The organism is Streptomyces griseoluteus (assembly GCF_004784465.1).
Lineage (GTDB): Bacteria > Actinomycetota > Actinomycetes > Streptomycetales > Streptomycetaceae > Streptomyces > Streptomyces griseoluteus.
Genome location: NZ_SRRU01000002.1, coordinates 33,629 through 46,701 on the forward strand (window position 1 = coordinate 33,629; position 13,073 = coordinate 46,701).

A 13,073-nucleotide genomic window follows, 5' to 3' on the forward strand; every position below is an offset into this window, starting at 1 on the left:
CGATGAGTCCGCAGATCGTGGTCGGCGCGGTCGCGCTGATCGTCGTGGCCTGGCTCGCCGCCTGCGCCGAGGCGGGCATCGCCCGCGTCTCCAGCTTCCGCGCCGAGGAGGCCGTCAAGTCCGGCCGCCGGGGCAGCGCCAAGCTGGCGCAGGTCGCCGCCGACCCCACCCGCTATCTCAACGTGGCCCTGCTGGTCCGCGTCGCCTGCGAGATGGCCGCCGCCGCCCTCGTCACCTACGCCTGCCTGCGCGCCTTCGACGCCACCTGGCAGGCCCTGCTGGTCGCCATCGCGGTGATGGTGCTGGTGTCGTACGTCGCCGTCGGCGTCTCGCCCCGCACCATCGGCCGCCAGCATCCCCTGAGCACGGCCACCGCGGCCGCCTACGTCCTGTTGCCGCTGGCCCGCGTGATGGGCCCCGTGCCCTCGCTGCTCATCCTCATCGGCAACGCCCTCACCCCCGGCAAGGGCTTCCGGCGCGGCCCCTTCGCCTCCGAGGCGGAGCTGCGCGCCATGGTCGACCTCGCCGAGCAGGAGTCGCTGATCGAGGACGAGGAGCGCCGCATGGTGCACTCCGTCTTCGAGCTGGGCGACACCCTGGTCCGGGAGGTGATGGTCCCGCGCACCGACCTGGTCGTCATCGAGCGGTACAAGACCATCCGGCAGGCCCTCACCCTCGCCCTGCGCTCCGGGTTCTCCCGCATCCCGGTCAGCGGGGAGAGCGAGGACGACATCGTCGGCATCGTGTATCTGAAGGACCTGGTCCGCAAGACGCACATCAACCGCGACGCCGAGAACGACCTGGTCTCCACCGCGATGCGCCCCGCCGTCTTCGTCCCCGACACCAAGAACGCGGGCGACCTGCTGCGCGAGATGCAGAAGGAACGCAACCACGTCGCCGTCGTCATCGACGAGTACGGCGGCACGGCCGGGATCGTCACCATCGAGGACATCCTGGAGGAGATCGTCGGCGAGATCACCGACGAGTACGACCGTGAGCTCCCGCCCGTGGAGGACCTCGGCGAGGGCCGCCACCGGGTCACCGCCCGCCTGGACATCACCGACCTCGGCGAGCTGTACGGGCTGGAGGAGTACGACGACGAGGACGTGGAAACCGTGGGCGGACTGCTCGCGAAGGCCCTGGGCCGCGTGCCCATCGCCGGCGCGAGCGCCGAGGTCGAACTGCCCGACGAGCGACGGCTGAAGCTGACCGCCGAGGCCGCCGCCGGACGCCGGAACAAGATCGTGACGGTACTGGTCGAGCCCGCCGGGGTCCCGGCGCGGGAGGAGAGCACGGAATGAAGCCCCAGGAGCTGCGCGCCCTCTGCCTGTCCTTCAACGCGGTGGAGGAGGAGTTCCCCTTCAACCCGGACGCCTCGGTCTTCAAGGTGCTGGGCAAGATGTTCGCCCTCACGGCACTGGACGCGCGGCCCCTGACGGTCAACCTCAAGTGCGACCCGGAGGACGCCCAGCGCCTCCGCGCCGAGCACGAGGGCCTGATCGTGCCGGGCTACCACATGAACAAGCGGCACTGGAACACCGTCACGGTGGACGCCGGCCTGCCCGACGCCCTGGTCAAGGAACTGGTCGAGGACTCCTACGACCTCGTCGTGGCGGGCCTGCCCAGGGCCGAGCGGCTGAAACTCGACCGCCCCTGAAAATCCCTACGGGCTCCCGGTGACCCCGTGTCAGAATCTGCCGCATGAACCCTCGCTACCCGCGCCCCCTGCGCCCCGGAGACCGTATCGGCGTGACCTCGCCCTCCAGCGGGGTCCCGGACGCCCTGCGCGGCCGGCTCGACGTGGCCGTGGCCGACCTGAAGGCGCGCGGGTACGAGGTGACGGTCGGCCGGTGCATGGACGGCTCCGGTCATGTGAGCGCCCCGGCCGCCGAGCGGGCCGCCGAATTCACCGCGATGCTCACCGACCCCGGGATCCGGGCCGTGGTGCCCCCGTGGGGCGGCGAGACCGGCACCGACCTGCTGCCGCTGCTGGACTTCGCGGAGATCGGCCGGGCCGAGCCGACCTGGGTCGTCGGCTACTCCGACATCTCGGGCCTGCTCGCGCCCCTGACCCTGCGCTCCGGGCTGCCCACCGTGCACGGCAACAACCTCATGGAGACCCCCTACGAGACCTCTGAGGGCCTGCTGTCCTGGCTGGACATCGTGGAGGCGCCCCAGGGCGGCCCGTTCACCCAGACCCCGCCCGGCCGGTACCGCTCCGGCGGCTGGGACGACTTCGTCCGCCACCCCGGTGTCCGTGATCCGAGGCTGGACACCAAGGGCACCTGGACCCGGCTGGACGGCACCGGGGACGTGGACGTGAGTGGCCGGCTGATCGGCGGCTGCGTCGAGATCCTGGCCAACCTCGCCGGGACCCCGTACCTGGACACCGCCGGACTCGCGCCCGGTGAGCCGCTGTTGGTGTACGTGGAAGCCTGTGAGGACAGCGCCTTCAGCATCTGCCGGAACCTGCACGGGATGCGGCTCGCCGGGTTCTTCGACCGGGCCGCCGCGATCCTGGTCGGCCGCACCAAGGCCCCGGACAGCTCCACCCTGACCCAGCACGAGGCGGTGCTCGACGCGCTCGGCCCGCTGGGCGTGCCGATCGTCGCCGACGTGGAGTGCGGGCATGTCGCCCCGTACCTTCCGCTGGTCAACGGCGCGCGCGGCCGCGTGGAGCACTCGGCCGCGCGCAGCGCGATCACCCAGACCCTGGACTGAGGTCAGGCCCTGCGCAGCCCGAGGGCGATCAGGGCGGCAGCGCCCAGCACGATCGCCGCGGACAGGCCGGTCACCGTGTGGACTCCGGCCAGCAGGTCGTCGGTGGTGGTGGCCAGCACGCCCAGCAGGGGCACCCCGACCGTGAGGCTGACCTGCTGGGTGGAGGTCACCAGCCCGGTCGCCAGCCCCTGTTCACCGTCCGCCACACCCGAGGTGACGGTGAGGCCGTACGAGATGATCGCGCCGAGGTGGCACATGCTGGCCAGGGACACGGCGGTCACGGCCAGCCACACCGACCAGCCCCCGGCGCTCAGCGGCAGCAGGGCGGCGGTGAGGAGCCCCTGCCCGGTCAGCGAGCCGGCCAGCGTGCGCCGGGCGCCGAACCGGCCGATCACCCTCGGCGCCAGCACGCCCGCCACCGCCGACAGCACGCCCTGCACCCCGAAGACCAGCCCCGTCTCGAACGCCGACAGCCGCAGCACCTCCTGGAGGTACAGGGTGAGGGCGAACACCACGGCCGACATCATCGAGAAGGTGACCAGCCCGCCCAGGTTGCCCCACGCCACCGTGCGGCGGCGCAGCATCGGCAGCGAGACCAGCGGCGCGGCCGTACGGGACTCGATCACCCCGAAAGCGGTCAGCAGCGCAAGCCCGGCCACCAGGGCGGTCAGTACGTCCGCCCGGCCGAAGCCCCGGGCGGCGGCGGTGGACAGGGCGTAGATCAGGGCCAGCAGACCGGCGGTGACGGTGACGGCGCCCGGCACGTCCAGCCGGGGGCACTCGGGGGTACGGGACTCGGGCAGCAGCCCCGGCGCGAGCGGCAGCACGATCAGCGCGAACACGGCCAGCAGCGCCATCGTGGAGCGCCAGCCGAAGGCGTCGGTCAGCGCGCCGCCCGCGATCATGCCGGTGGTGAAGCCCAGCGACAGCAGCGTTCCGGAGATGCCGAGCGCGCGGTCGCGGGCCGGGCCCTCGGGGAAGGTGGTCGTCAGCAGCGACATCCCGGTCGGCACGATCGCCGCCGCGCCGAGCCCCTGGAGGGCGCGGCCGGTGAGGAAGGACGCCGGGTCCCAGGCCAGGGCCGCCAGCAGCGAGGCGGCGCCGAACAGGGTGAGCCCGGTGAGGAACAGCCTGCGGCGGCCGAAGAGGTCGCCGGCGCGGCCGGACAGCAGCAGGAAACCGCCGGACGGCAGCGCGAACGCGGTGACCGCCCACTGCAGCGCTGTGCGGCTCATGCCGAGGCCGGTGCCCAGCTCGGGCAGCGCCACGTTCAGCACCGAGAAGTCGAGGGCGACCATGAACTGGGCCGCGCAGAGCACGAACAGGACGAGCCGGTCACGCGCCGAGAGCCGGACGGGGCCGACGGGCAGGTCGGTGGGGGGAGTTACGGGGACTGGGGTGTCGATCGCCATGGCAAAGAGCTTCCGGCGGCCGGAAGAAACGTGGGGAGTCGGAACTTATGGTGGTGGTGGCACCACCAGACACGGCGACGAGGGGGACGGGGACGTGGCTGCGACGGCGAGCGTGACGAGCATGCCGAGAAATGAACGGCGCACCGAGCTGCGGGAGTTCCTGGTGTCCCGGCGTGCCCGGATCACCCCGCAGGAGGCCGGACTCCCGCTCGGCGGGGCCCGGCGCCGCACGCCCGGCCTGCGCCGGGAGGAGGTCGCGGTGCTGGCCGGGGTGAGCGCCTCCTGGTACCAGTGGCTGGAGCAGGGGCGGGACATCTCCGTCTCCCCGCAGGTGCTCGAAGCGGTCTCGCGGGTGCTGCGGCTGAGCGACGCCGAGGTGCGGCACCTCTATCGGCTGGCCGGCCTCAACCCGCCCGCGCCCGAAGTCGTCGCGGGACGGCGGGACATGTGCGACGGGCTGCGGCGGCTGATCGACACCTGGATGCCGTACCCCGCGCACATCATGGACCGCTACTACAACTGCGTGATGTACAACGCGGCGGCGACCGCGGTGTTCGGCATGGGGGAGGGGTCCACCCCTCGGAACTGCCTGGTCGACTTCTTCGCCGACCCGCTGTTCCGCAGCCGCACGCTGAGCTGGGAGACCAACGCGCGTACGGTCGTCGCGCAGTTCCGGGCGGCCTGCGCGGCGCACCCCGAGGACGAGGGGTTCCGGGCGGTATTGGCCGAAGTGAGCGCCGTCAGCCCGGAGTTCAACGCGCTGTGGGCCGAGCGGGACATCGAGGACCAGGGGCAGATCCGCAAGGAGCTGATGCATCCCCGTGCCGGGCTGCTGGCGGTGGAGTCCACGGCCATGCAGGTACCGGCCCGGCCCGACCTGCTGATCGTGCTGCACACCCCGCTGCCGGAGGCGGACACCGCGGCGAAGTTGGAGTGGCTGGCGAACGGGTCCGACGGGGTTCGTATGCTCGGGGCATGAGCGAGAACGAGCTTGATCCAGAGGACCGCAAGATCGTGACCCTGGCCCGGTCGGTGCGGGCACGGAACGGGGTCCCGGAGGGGGCCGCCGTACGGGACTCCACGGGCCGCACGTATGCGGCCGGGACCGTGTCCCTCCCCTCGCTTCAGCTCAGCGCGCTGCGTACGGCTGTCGCCATGGCGGTGGCGTCCGGAGCGGAGTCCCTGGAGGCGGCGGCCGTCGTCAGCGCGGCGGAGGATCTTCCGGCGGAGGATCTGGCCGCGGTGGCCGACCTCGGGGGTGCGGGTACGCCTGTGCTGCTCGCCGGTCCTGACGGTGTCGTCAAGTCGACCGTCACGACTGACTGACGCCCCCAGTCCGGGGACCGGTCACAACGCGTCCGGTCCCCGCTCGCCCGTCCTGACCCGCACCACCGTCTCCACCGGCACGGACCACACCTTGCCGTCCCCGATCCTGCCCGTCCTCGCGGCCTCCACGATGGCGTCGATCGCCTCCTCGGCCACCGCGTCCTCGACGACCACCTCCAGGCGGACCTTGGGGACGAGATCCACCACGTACTCCGCGCCCCGGTAGACCTCGGTGTGGCCGCGCTGGCGGCCGTAGCCGCTCGCCTCGGTGACGGTGAGGCCGTCGATGCCGAGGTCGCGGAGGGCGGACTTCACCTCGTCCAGACGGTAGGGCTTCACGACGGCGGTGATGAGCTTCATGCGGGGCTCTCGGCTTTCCGGACGGGGGCGCCATGGCCCAGGACCCCGTGATCGTAGGCCGTCTCGGCGTGCACCGTAAGGTCGAGCCCGGTGCGTTCCTCCTCCTCGCTCGCGCGCAGCCCGATCGTGCGGTCGAGCAGCCTGCCGAGCCCGTACGTCACCGCGAAGGCGTACGCGGCGACCGCGAGGACCGCGACGAGCTGGCGCCCCAGCAGCCCGAGTCCCCCGCCGTACAGCAGCCCCTCCGCGCCGCCGGTCAGGGCCTTGTCCGCGAACAGGCCGATCAGCAGCGTGCCGATCACCCCGCCGACCAGGTGGACGCCGACGACATCGAGGGAGTCGTCGTAGTTCAGCCGGAACTTCCAGCCCACCGCGTACGAGCAGACGACACCGGCGGCCAGGCCGACGGCCAGCGCGCCGAGCAGCGAGACCGTCCCGCAGGACGGGGTGATGGCGACCAGCCCCGCGACCGCGCCGGAGGCGGCGCCCAGGGTGGTGGGATGGCCGTCCCGCTTCTGCTCGACCAGCAGCCAGCCCAGCAGGCCGGTGCAGCCGGCGGCCATGGTGTTGAGGAAGGCGGCCGCGGCGAGCCCGTTCGCGCCGAGCGCGGAGCCCGCGTTGAAGCCGAACCAGCCGAACCACAGCAGCCCGGCACCGAGCATCACCATCGGCAGGCTGTGGGGCCGCATGGCGTCCTTCTTGAAACCCAGCCGGGGTCCGAGCACCAGACACAGCGCGAGCCCCGAGGCCCCGGACGTGATCTCGACCGGCAGACCGCCGGCGAAGTCCAGCGCCCCCAGCTTCTGCCCGATCCACCCGCCCGGCCCCCACACCCAGTGCGTCACCGGAACGTATACGAGCAGCGTCCACACCGGCACCAGCACCAGCCAGGCCCCGAACCGGGTGCGGTCCGCCACCGCGCCGCTGATCAGGGCGGCCGTGATGACGGCGAAGGTGAGCTGGAAGGTGGCGAACAGGAGGGTGGGTACCGTGCCGTGCAGACCGGCCGGGCCCACCCCGGCCATCCCGGCGTTCTCCAGCCCGCCGATCAGCCCGCCGCCGAGGTCGCCGGTGAACGCGAGGGAGTAGCCGGCCACCAGCCAGACCACGGTGACCAGGGCGATGGACACGAAGCTCATCATCAGCATGTTGAGGACGCTCTTCGCGCGGACCATGCCGCCGTAGAACAGGGCCAGGCCCGGTGTCATCAGCAGCACCAGGGCGGTGGCGGCGAGCAGCCAGGCGGTGTCACCGCTGTCCGCGTGCGCGGCGGCGAGAGTCACGGGCGTCTCCAGTGATCCGGGGGAGCGGGCTCGTCAGAGGGTCACGGGTGCGCGTTTCCGGTCGCCTACAGGGGCGTTTCCACCAGGTTTCGGCCCGTCCCGGAGCCCTGGGACGCTGGTCGCGGGGGTGTGGCGGACGCCCGTGCGGCACGGGCTCGCGGATCAGGGAGAATGGTCGGCATGAGCGTTCGTACCCAGTCATCCGAGCGGTCGGGCGAGAACGCCCACCGCGCAGGCTTCGCGTGTTTCGTGGGCCGTCCCAACGCGGGCAAGTCCACCCTCACGAACGCTCTGGTCGGGCAGAAGGTGGCCATCACCGCCGACCAGCCGCAGACCACCCGGCACACCGTGCGCGGCATCGTGCACCGGGACGACGCCCAGCTGATCCTGGTCGACACCCCCGGCCTCCACAAGCCGCGCACCCTGCTGGGCGAGCGGCTGAACGACGTGGTGCGCACCACCTGGGCCGAGGTCGACGTGATCGGCTTCTGCCTCCCGGCGAACGAGAAGATCGGCCCCGGCGACCGCTTCATCGCCAAGGAGCTGGCCGGGATCAAGAAGACCCCCAAGGTCGCCATCGTCACCAAGACCGACCTGGTCGACTCCAAGACCCTCGCCGAGCAGCTCATCGCCATCGACCAGCTCGGCAAGGAGCTGGGCTTCGAGTGGGCCGAGATCGTGCCGGTGTCGGCGACCGGTGGCAAGCAGGTGGGCCTGCTGGCCGACCTGATCGTGCCGCTGCTCCCCGAGGGCCCCGCGCTCTACCCCGAGGGCGACCTCACCGACGAGCCCGAGCAGGTCATGATCGCGGAGCTGATCCGGGAGGCCGCGCTGGAGGGCGTGCGCGACGAGCTGCCGCACTCCATCGCCGTCGTCGTGGAGGAGATGCTCCCGCGCGAGGACCGCCCGGCCGACCGGCCCCTGCTCGACATCCACGCCAACGTCTACATCGAGCGGCCCAGCCAGAAGGGGATCATCATCGGCCCCAAGGGCAAGCGGCTGAAGGACGTGGGCATCAAGTCCCGCAAGCAGATCGAGGCCCTGCTCGGTACCCCCGTCTTCCTCGACCTGCACGTGAAGGTCGCCAAGGACTGGCAGCGCGACCCCAAGCAGCTCCGCAAGCTCGGCTTCTGAGCCCTCACCTGCTGACCGTTCAGCCCCGCTGCGCCCGCAGCAGATCCCGGTACCAGCGGTACGACGCCTTCGGGGTCCGCCGCAGGGTGGCGAAGTCCACGTCCACCAGGCCGAAGCGGCGGGCGTAGCCCTCGGCCCACTCGAAGTTGTCCAGCAGCGACCACACGAAGTAGCCGCGCACGTCGGCCCCTTCGGTGAGCGCGGCATGGACCGCGCGGACATGGCCGTCCAGGTAGGCGATGCGGTCCTGGTCGTCCAGCCCCTCGTACGAGCAGCCGTTCTCGGTGATGACGAGAGGCGGGAGCCGGTCCCCGTAGCGGTCCCGGAGTCCGGTCAGCAGGCCGGTCAGTGCCCCGGGGACGACCGGCCACCCGAAGTCGGTCACCGGGACACCCTCGAAGTCGCGGAGGGAGAAGGGCAGTTCGGCGGGCAGCGGCACACCGCCGAACTCGGTGGGCTTGTCCTGGGGGGCACCCACGCGCGCCGGGGCGTAGTAGTTGATCCCGTACCAGTCCAGCGGTTCCGCGATGATCCGCAGGTCGTCCTCGACGCCCTCGGGCATCAACGCGGCCGTGCCGTCCGGGTATGCGCCCAGCAGGACGGGCTCGGCGAAGAGGCGGTTGAGGAGCAGGTCGTAGAAGGCGGCCGCCTTCACGTCCGCCGGGTCGGCGGAGGCGGGCTCGACGGGGGAGTGGGAGTTGGCGATGCCGATGTCCGTCACCCCGGCCGCGCGCAGCGCCCGTACCGCCAGGCCGTGCGCGAGGAGCTGGTGGTGGGCGGCCGGCAGCGCGTCGAAGAGCAGGGTTTTGCCGGGGGCGTGGGTGCCCAGCGCGTGACCCAACAGGGTGTGTTCGGCGGGCTCGTTGAGGGTGATCCAGCGCGGTACGCGATCCCCGAGCCGGTCCGCGACACGGGAGACGTGGTCACCGAACCGGTACGCGGTGTCCCGGTCCAGCCAGTCGAGCCCGGCCGGCAGATCCCAGTGGAACAGCGTCGGCACCGGCTGGACCCCCGCCTCGCACAGCGCGTCCACCAGCCGGTCGTAGAAGTCCGGCCCGCCGGGGGAGTTCACACGCGGCCAGGAGACGGAGAAGCGGTACGCGTCCACGCCGAGGCCGGCCAGCAGGGCCACGTCCTCCGGGTAGCGGTGGTAGTGGTCGCAGGCCACGGCGGCGGTGGAGCCGTCCTTCACCCGGCCCGGCTCGGCGGCGAACACGTCCCACACGGAGGGTTCGCGCAGGTCGGCGGCGCCCTCGATCTGGTGCGCGGAGGTCGACACCCCCCACAGGAAGCCGTCGGGGAAGCGGGGGAGAGGGCCGTGCGCGTCCGTCACCATGGGCCGGATCATCCGCACCCGGCCCCCGCCGCGTCAACGCCGCGTCGGTCAAGCCGACAAGACACCCCCTAGGCCCCCTCCTTCAGCACCCGCGACACCAGCTCCCGCTGGGCCTCGGTCAGCCGGGGGTCGGCCGCGTGGACGGTGTGGCCGTCCACCGTGATCTCGTAGTGGAAGCCGTCCGGGACACCCGGTACCGGGGTGCCCGGTGCGGCGGCCAGGGCCTGGTCGGCCAGGGTGCGCCACTCCGCCGCGTCGGCGCGCCCCGACGTGTCCACCTCCGCCTGCCGCTCGATGCCCGCGAAGCCGCCCGTACGCCGTACTTGGATACGCATGGCCCCAGTGTCCGGCACGGCGGCTACAGCGTCTCCACCCCCACTTCCTCCCACGCCTTCTGCACCGCCTGGAGTTCGGCGCCCGCGCCGAACCGCTCGCGGGCGGCCCTCACGGTCAGCGTGGCGAAGTCGTCGAACTGGGCGTCTTCCTTGAGCCGGCCGCCGGTCAGCACGTCGTACCAGATCTGGCCGGTCTTCTCCCAGGCGTAGCCGCCGATCGCGGTGGCCGCGATGTAGAAGGCGTGGTTGGGGATGCCGGAGTTGATGTGGACGCCGCCGTTGTCCCGGCCGGTGTGGACGTAGTGCTGCATGTCGGCGGGCTGGGGGTCCTTGCCGAGCACGTCGTCGTCGTACGCGGTGCCCGGTGCCTTCATCGAGCGCAGGGCCTGGCCCTGGACGCGCGGGGCGAGCAGGCCGGCGCCGATCAGCCAGTCCGCGTCGGCGGCGGTCTGGCGGAGCGTGTACTGCTTGATCAGCGAGCCGAACACGTCGGACAGCGACTCGTTGAGCGCGCCGGACTGGCCGAAGTAGGCGAGGTTGGCGGTGTACTGCGTGACGCCGTGGGTGAGTTCGTGGCCGATGACGTCGACCGGGATGGTGAAGTCGAGGAAGATCTCGCCGTCCCCGTCACCGAACACCATCTGCTCGCCGTTCCAGAAGGCGTTGTCGTAGTCCTTGTCGAAGTGGACCGTGGCGTTGAGCGGGAGGCCCTGGCCGTCGATGGAGCGGCGGCCGTACACCTTCAGATACAGCTCGAAGGTGGCGCCCAGGCCCGCGTAGGCCCGGTTGACCGTGGCGTCGGAGCCCGGCTCGGAGCCCTCGGTGCGGACCTTCTTGCCGGGGAGGTGCTGTTTGTGCCCGGCGTCGAAGATGGTGCGGTCCGGCTGGTCCCCGTCGGCGGGCGCGGCGGCGGCAGCGGGCTGCCCCCCGCCGATCACGGTGGTCAGCCGGCGGCGGGTGCGCTCCAGGGCGTCCCGCTCCAGGGAGCGGCGGGCCGGGCCGGACAGCGCCGGGTCGGAGTCGCGCGCGAGCTTGTCGAGGAGGTGCGGCGGCACGATCGTGCAGAAGACGGGCTCATGGCCCCCGTTGGTCGTCATGCCAACAAATGGTCGCACTGAGCGATGTCAAAGTCACTAGCTGTAACCGCGATTGATGAAATACGGTGATATCTCTCGTCACTCCCCGTCACCGAGTGGTATGGACCCTCACCAAGGGCCCACGTCACCCGTACCGGTTCCGCATGCTGATACGCCCCCGCGCGCCCGGCGGCCCTCGGCTAGGCTGCACAGCATCATGCGTTTCGGGCTGCTTCTCCTTAGCTGCCGCGGCGAGGGCCTGTAAGCAAGGCCGACCCCCTCCCCGCGGTGCTTTTGGCGTTGCGTCGTCGGCCGTCCCAAGGACTTTCCGAGGAGCCCACGCGATCATGGCGAACCGCCAGCAGCCCAGCCCCATGCCGTTCCAGCGCTACGGCCAGTACGAGCAGGTCGACATCCCCGACCGCACCTGGCCCGGCAAGCGCGTCACCGTGGCCCCCCGCTGGCTCTCCACCGACCTGCGCGACGGCAACCAGGCGCTGATCGACCCGATGTCGCCCGAGCGCAAGCGCCGGATGTTCGACCAGCTGGTGAAGATGGGCTACAAGGAGATCGAGGTCGGCTTCCCCGCCTCCGGCCAGACCGACTTCGACTTCGTGCGCTCCATCATCGAGGAGGAGGGCGCGATCCCCGAGGACGTGACGATCTCCGTCCTCACCCAGGCCCGCGAGGACCTGATCGAGCGGACCGTGGAGTCCCTCAAGGGCGCCCGCCGCGCCACCGTCCACCTGTACAACGCCACCGCGCCCGTCTTCCGCCGGGTGGTCTTCCGGGGCTCCAAGGAGGACATCAAGCAGATCGCGGTCGACGGCACCCGCCTGGTCGTGGAGTACGCGGAGAAGCTGCTGGGCCCGGAGACCGAGTTCGGGTACCAGTACAGCCCGGAGATCTTCACCGACACCGAGCTGGACTTCGCCCTGGAGGTCTGTGAGGCGGTGATGGACGTCTACCAGCCCGGTCCGGGCCGCGAGATCATCCTCAACCTGCCCGCCACCGTGGAGCGTTCGACCCCGTCCACGCACGCCGACCGGTTCGAGTGGATGCACCGCAACCTGTCCCGCCGCGAGCACGTCGTCCTGTCCGTGCACCCGCACAACGACCGGGGTACCGCCGTGGCCGCCGCCGAGCTGGCGCTGATGGCCGGCGCCGACCGCGTCGAGGGCTGCCTGTTCGGCCAGGGCGAGCGCACCGGCAACGTCGACCTGGTCACCCTGGGCATGAACCTGTTCTCGCAGGGCGTCGACCCGCAGATCGACTTCTCCGACATCGACGAGATCCGTCGCACGTGGGAGTACTGCAACCAGATGGAGGTCCACCCGCGCCACCCGTACGTGGGCGACCTGGTCTACACGTCCTTCTCCGGCTCCCACCAGGACGCCATCAAGAAGGGCTTCGACGCGATGGAGGCCGACGCGGCCGCGCGGGGTGTCGGCGTGGGCGAGCTGGAGTGGGCGGTGCCGTACCTGCCCATCGACCCCAAGGACGTCGGCCGCTCCTACGAGGCCGTGATCCGGGTCAACTCGCAGTCCGGCAAGGGCGGTGTGTCGTACGTCCTGAAGAACGACCACAAGCTGGAGCTGCCGCGCCGGATGCAGATCGAGTTCTCGAAGATCATCCAGGCCAAGACGGACGCCGAGGGCGGCGAGATCACCCCGCGCGACATCTGGGCCGCCTTCCAGGACGAGTACCTGCCGAACCCGGACAACCCCTGGGGCCGCATCCAGGTCCGTACCGGCCAGTCGACCACCGACACGGACGGCGTGGACACGCTGACCGTGGAGGCGACGGTGGACGGCGAGGACACCGTGCTGACCGGTACCGGCAACGGCCCGATCTCGGCGTTCTTCGACGCGCTGCAGTCGGTCGGCGTGGACGTACGCCTGCTGGACTACCAGGAGCACACGATGAGCGAGGGCGCGTCCGCGCAGGCTGCCTCCTACATCGAGTGCGCGGTCGGCGACAAGGTGCTGTGGGGCATCGGCATCGACGCGAACACGACACGTGCGTCGCTGAAGGCGGTCGTCTCCGCGGTGAACCGCGCGACCCGCTGACCCCGCCCCCACCCGGCGCTT

General features: G+C 71.4%; 13 protein-coding genes. 7 read left to right on the forward strand and 6 right to left on the reverse strand.

The features are described 5' to 3' along the window. Positions 1-2 precede the first annotated feature (2 nt). From E5082_RS05565 to E5082_RS05575, 3 genes are read left to right on the forward strand one after another with little or no spacing between them, the layout of a single operon-like run. Positions 3-1,301 (forward strand): hemolysin family protein, encoded by a 1,299-nt coding sequence (locus E5082_RS05565; RefSeq protein WP_135790167.1) that lies wholly within the window; start codon positions 3-5, stop codon positions 1,299-1,301. Then, positions 1,298-1,657: an MmcQ/YjbR family DNA-binding protein gene (locus E5082_RS05570; RefSeq protein ID WP_135790168.1), complete on the forward strand. Its 360-nt coding sequence runs from the start codon at positions 1,298-1,300 to the stop codon at positions 1,655-1,657. Before E5082_RS05565 ends, E5082_RS05570 begins: the two co-directional genes overlap by 4 nt. A 44-nt stretch (positions 1,658-1,701) precedes the next feature. Further along, entirely contained in the window at positions 1,702-2,721 is a 1,020-nt protein-coding gene (locus tag E5082_RS05575) for a S66 family peptidase (protein WP_135790169.1), read from the forward strand. Between the two features lie 2 nt (positions 2,722-2,723). Here E5082_RS05575 and E5082_RS05580 read toward each other — a convergent pair whose 3' ends face one another. Then, entirely contained in the window at positions 2,724-4,133 is a 1,410-nt protein-coding gene (locus E5082_RS05580; protein ID WP_135790170.1) for an MFS transporter, read from the reverse strand. A 121-nt stretch (positions 4,134-4,254) separates the two neighbouring features. On the opposite strand from E5082_RS05580, the gene E5082_RS05585 reads away from it, so the two are divergent. Both E5082_RS05585 and E5082_RS05590 read left to right on the forward strand, forming a co-directional pair. Continuing rightward, positions 4,255-5,112: a helix-turn-helix transcriptional regulator gene (locus E5082_RS05585; RefSeq protein WP_135790171.1), complete on the forward strand. Its 858-nt coding sequence runs from the start codon at positions 4,255-4,257 to the stop codon at positions 5,110-5,112. Beyond that, positions 5,109-5,459, forward strand: a complete 351-nt coding sequence (locus E5082_RS05590; RefSeq protein WP_135790172.1) for a cytidine/deoxycytidylate deaminase family protein — start codon at positions 5,109-5,111, stop codon at positions 5,457-5,459. The genes E5082_RS05585 and E5082_RS05590 overlap by 4 nt, the downstream gene beginning before the upstream one ends. A gap of 21 nt (positions 5,460-5,480) precedes the next feature. Here E5082_RS05590 and E5082_RS05595 read toward each other — a convergent pair whose 3' ends face one another. Both E5082_RS05595 and E5082_RS05600 read right to left on the reverse strand, forming a co-directional pair. Beyond that, positions 5,481-5,819 carry a P-II family nitrogen regulator gene (locus tag E5082_RS05595; protein ID WP_135790173.1) on the reverse strand — a complete coding sequence of 113 codons (339 nt, stop codon included), beginning with the start codon at positions 5,817-5,819 and terminating at the stop codon, positions 5,481-5,483. After that, positions 5,816-7,102, reverse strand: coding sequence for an ammonium transporter (locus E5082_RS05600; RefSeq protein WP_135790174.1), 1,287 nt, complete (start codon positions 7,100-7,102; stop codon positions 5,816-5,818). The genes E5082_RS05595 and E5082_RS05600 overlap by 4 nt, the downstream gene beginning before the upstream one ends. A 180-nt stretch (positions 7,103-7,282) precedes the next feature. On the opposite strand from E5082_RS05600, the gene era reads away from it, so the two are divergent. Further along, the gene (gene era / locus E5082_RS05605) at positions 7,283-8,236 is read left to right on the forward strand and encodes a GTPase Era (protein WP_086691134.1); all 954 of its coding nucleotides are present in this window, start codon (positions 7,283-7,285) and stop codon (positions 8,234-8,236) included. Between the two features lie 19 nt (positions 8,237-8,255). Here the strand turns inward: era and E5082_RS05610 are convergent, their stop codons facing one another. The 3 genes from E5082_RS05610 to E5082_RS05620 form a co-directional block, all read right to left on the reverse strand. Beyond that, positions 8,256-9,572, reverse strand: coding sequence for a GH1 family beta-glucosidase (locus tag E5082_RS05610; protein WP_135790175.1), 1,317 nt, complete (start codon positions 9,570-9,572; stop codon positions 8,256-8,258). 68 nt (positions 9,573-9,640) lie between these two features. Further along, entirely contained in the window at positions 9,641-9,907 is a 267-nt protein-coding gene (locus tag E5082_RS05615; protein WP_130333712.1) for a protealysin inhibitor emfourin, read from the reverse strand. A gap of 23 nt (positions 9,908-9,930) precedes the next feature. Next, positions 9,931-11,004 (reverse strand): M4 family metallopeptidase, encoded by a 1,074-nt coding sequence (locus E5082_RS05620; protein WP_135790176.1) that lies wholly within the window; start codon positions 11,002-11,004, stop codon positions 9,931-9,933. Positions 11,005-11,330: 326 nt separating this feature from the next. Here E5082_RS05620 and leuA point away from each other — a divergent pair, with 326 nt between their 5' ends. After that, entirely contained in the window at positions 11,331-13,052 is a 1,722-nt protein-coding gene (gene leuA, locus E5082_RS05630; RefSeq protein WP_135790177.1) for a 2-isopropylmalate synthase, read from the forward strand. Positions 13,053-13,073: the final 21 nt, after the last annotated feature.

Coding starts and splice junctions, on each gene's coding strand:
- E5082_RS05565 (WP_135790167.1), top strand. CDS start 3: ATGAGTCCGCAGATCGTGGTCGGCGCGGTCGCGCTGATCGTCGTGGCC.
- E5082_RS05570 (WP_135790168.1), top strand. CDS start 1,298: ATGAAGCCCCAGGAGCTGCGCGCCCTCTGCCTGTCCTTCAACGCGGTG.
- E5082_RS05575 (WP_135790169.1), top strand. CDS start 1,702: ATGAACCCTCGCTACCCGCGCCCCCTGCGCCCCGGAGACCGTATCGGC.
- E5082_RS05580 (WP_135790170.1), bottom strand. CDS start 4,133: ATGGCGATCGACACCCCAGTCCCCGTAACTCCCCCCACCGACCTGCCC.
- E5082_RS05585 (WP_135790171.1), top strand. CDS start 4,255: ATGCCGAGAAATGAACGGCGCACCGAGCTGCGGGAGTTCCTGGTGTCC.
- E5082_RS05590 (WP_135790172.1), top strand. CDS start 5,109: ATGAGCGAGAACGAGCTTGATCCAGAGGACCGCAAGATCGTGACCCTG.
- E5082_RS05595 (WP_135790173.1), bottom strand. CDS start 5,819: ATGAAGCTCATCACCGCCGTCGTGAAGCCCTACCGTCTGGACGAGGTG.
- era (WP_086691134.1), top strand. CDS start 7,283: ATGAGCGTTCGTACCCAGTCATCCGAGCGGTCGGGCGAGAACGCCCAC.
- E5082_RS05610 (WP_135790175.1), bottom strand. CDS start 9,572: ATGGTGACGGACGCGCACGGCCCTCTCCCCCGCTTCCCCGACGGCTTC.
- E5082_RS05615 (WP_130333712.1), bottom strand. CDS start 9,907: ATGCGTATCCAAGTACGGCGTACGGGCGGCTTCGCGGGCATCGAGCGG.
- E5082_RS05620 (WP_135790176.1), bottom strand. CDS start 11,004: ATGACGACCAACGGGGGCCATGAGCCCGTCTTCTGCACGATCGTGCCG.
- leuA (WP_135790177.1), top strand. CDS start 11,331: ATGGCGAACCGCCAGCAGCCCAGCCCCATGCCGTTCCAGCGCTACGGC.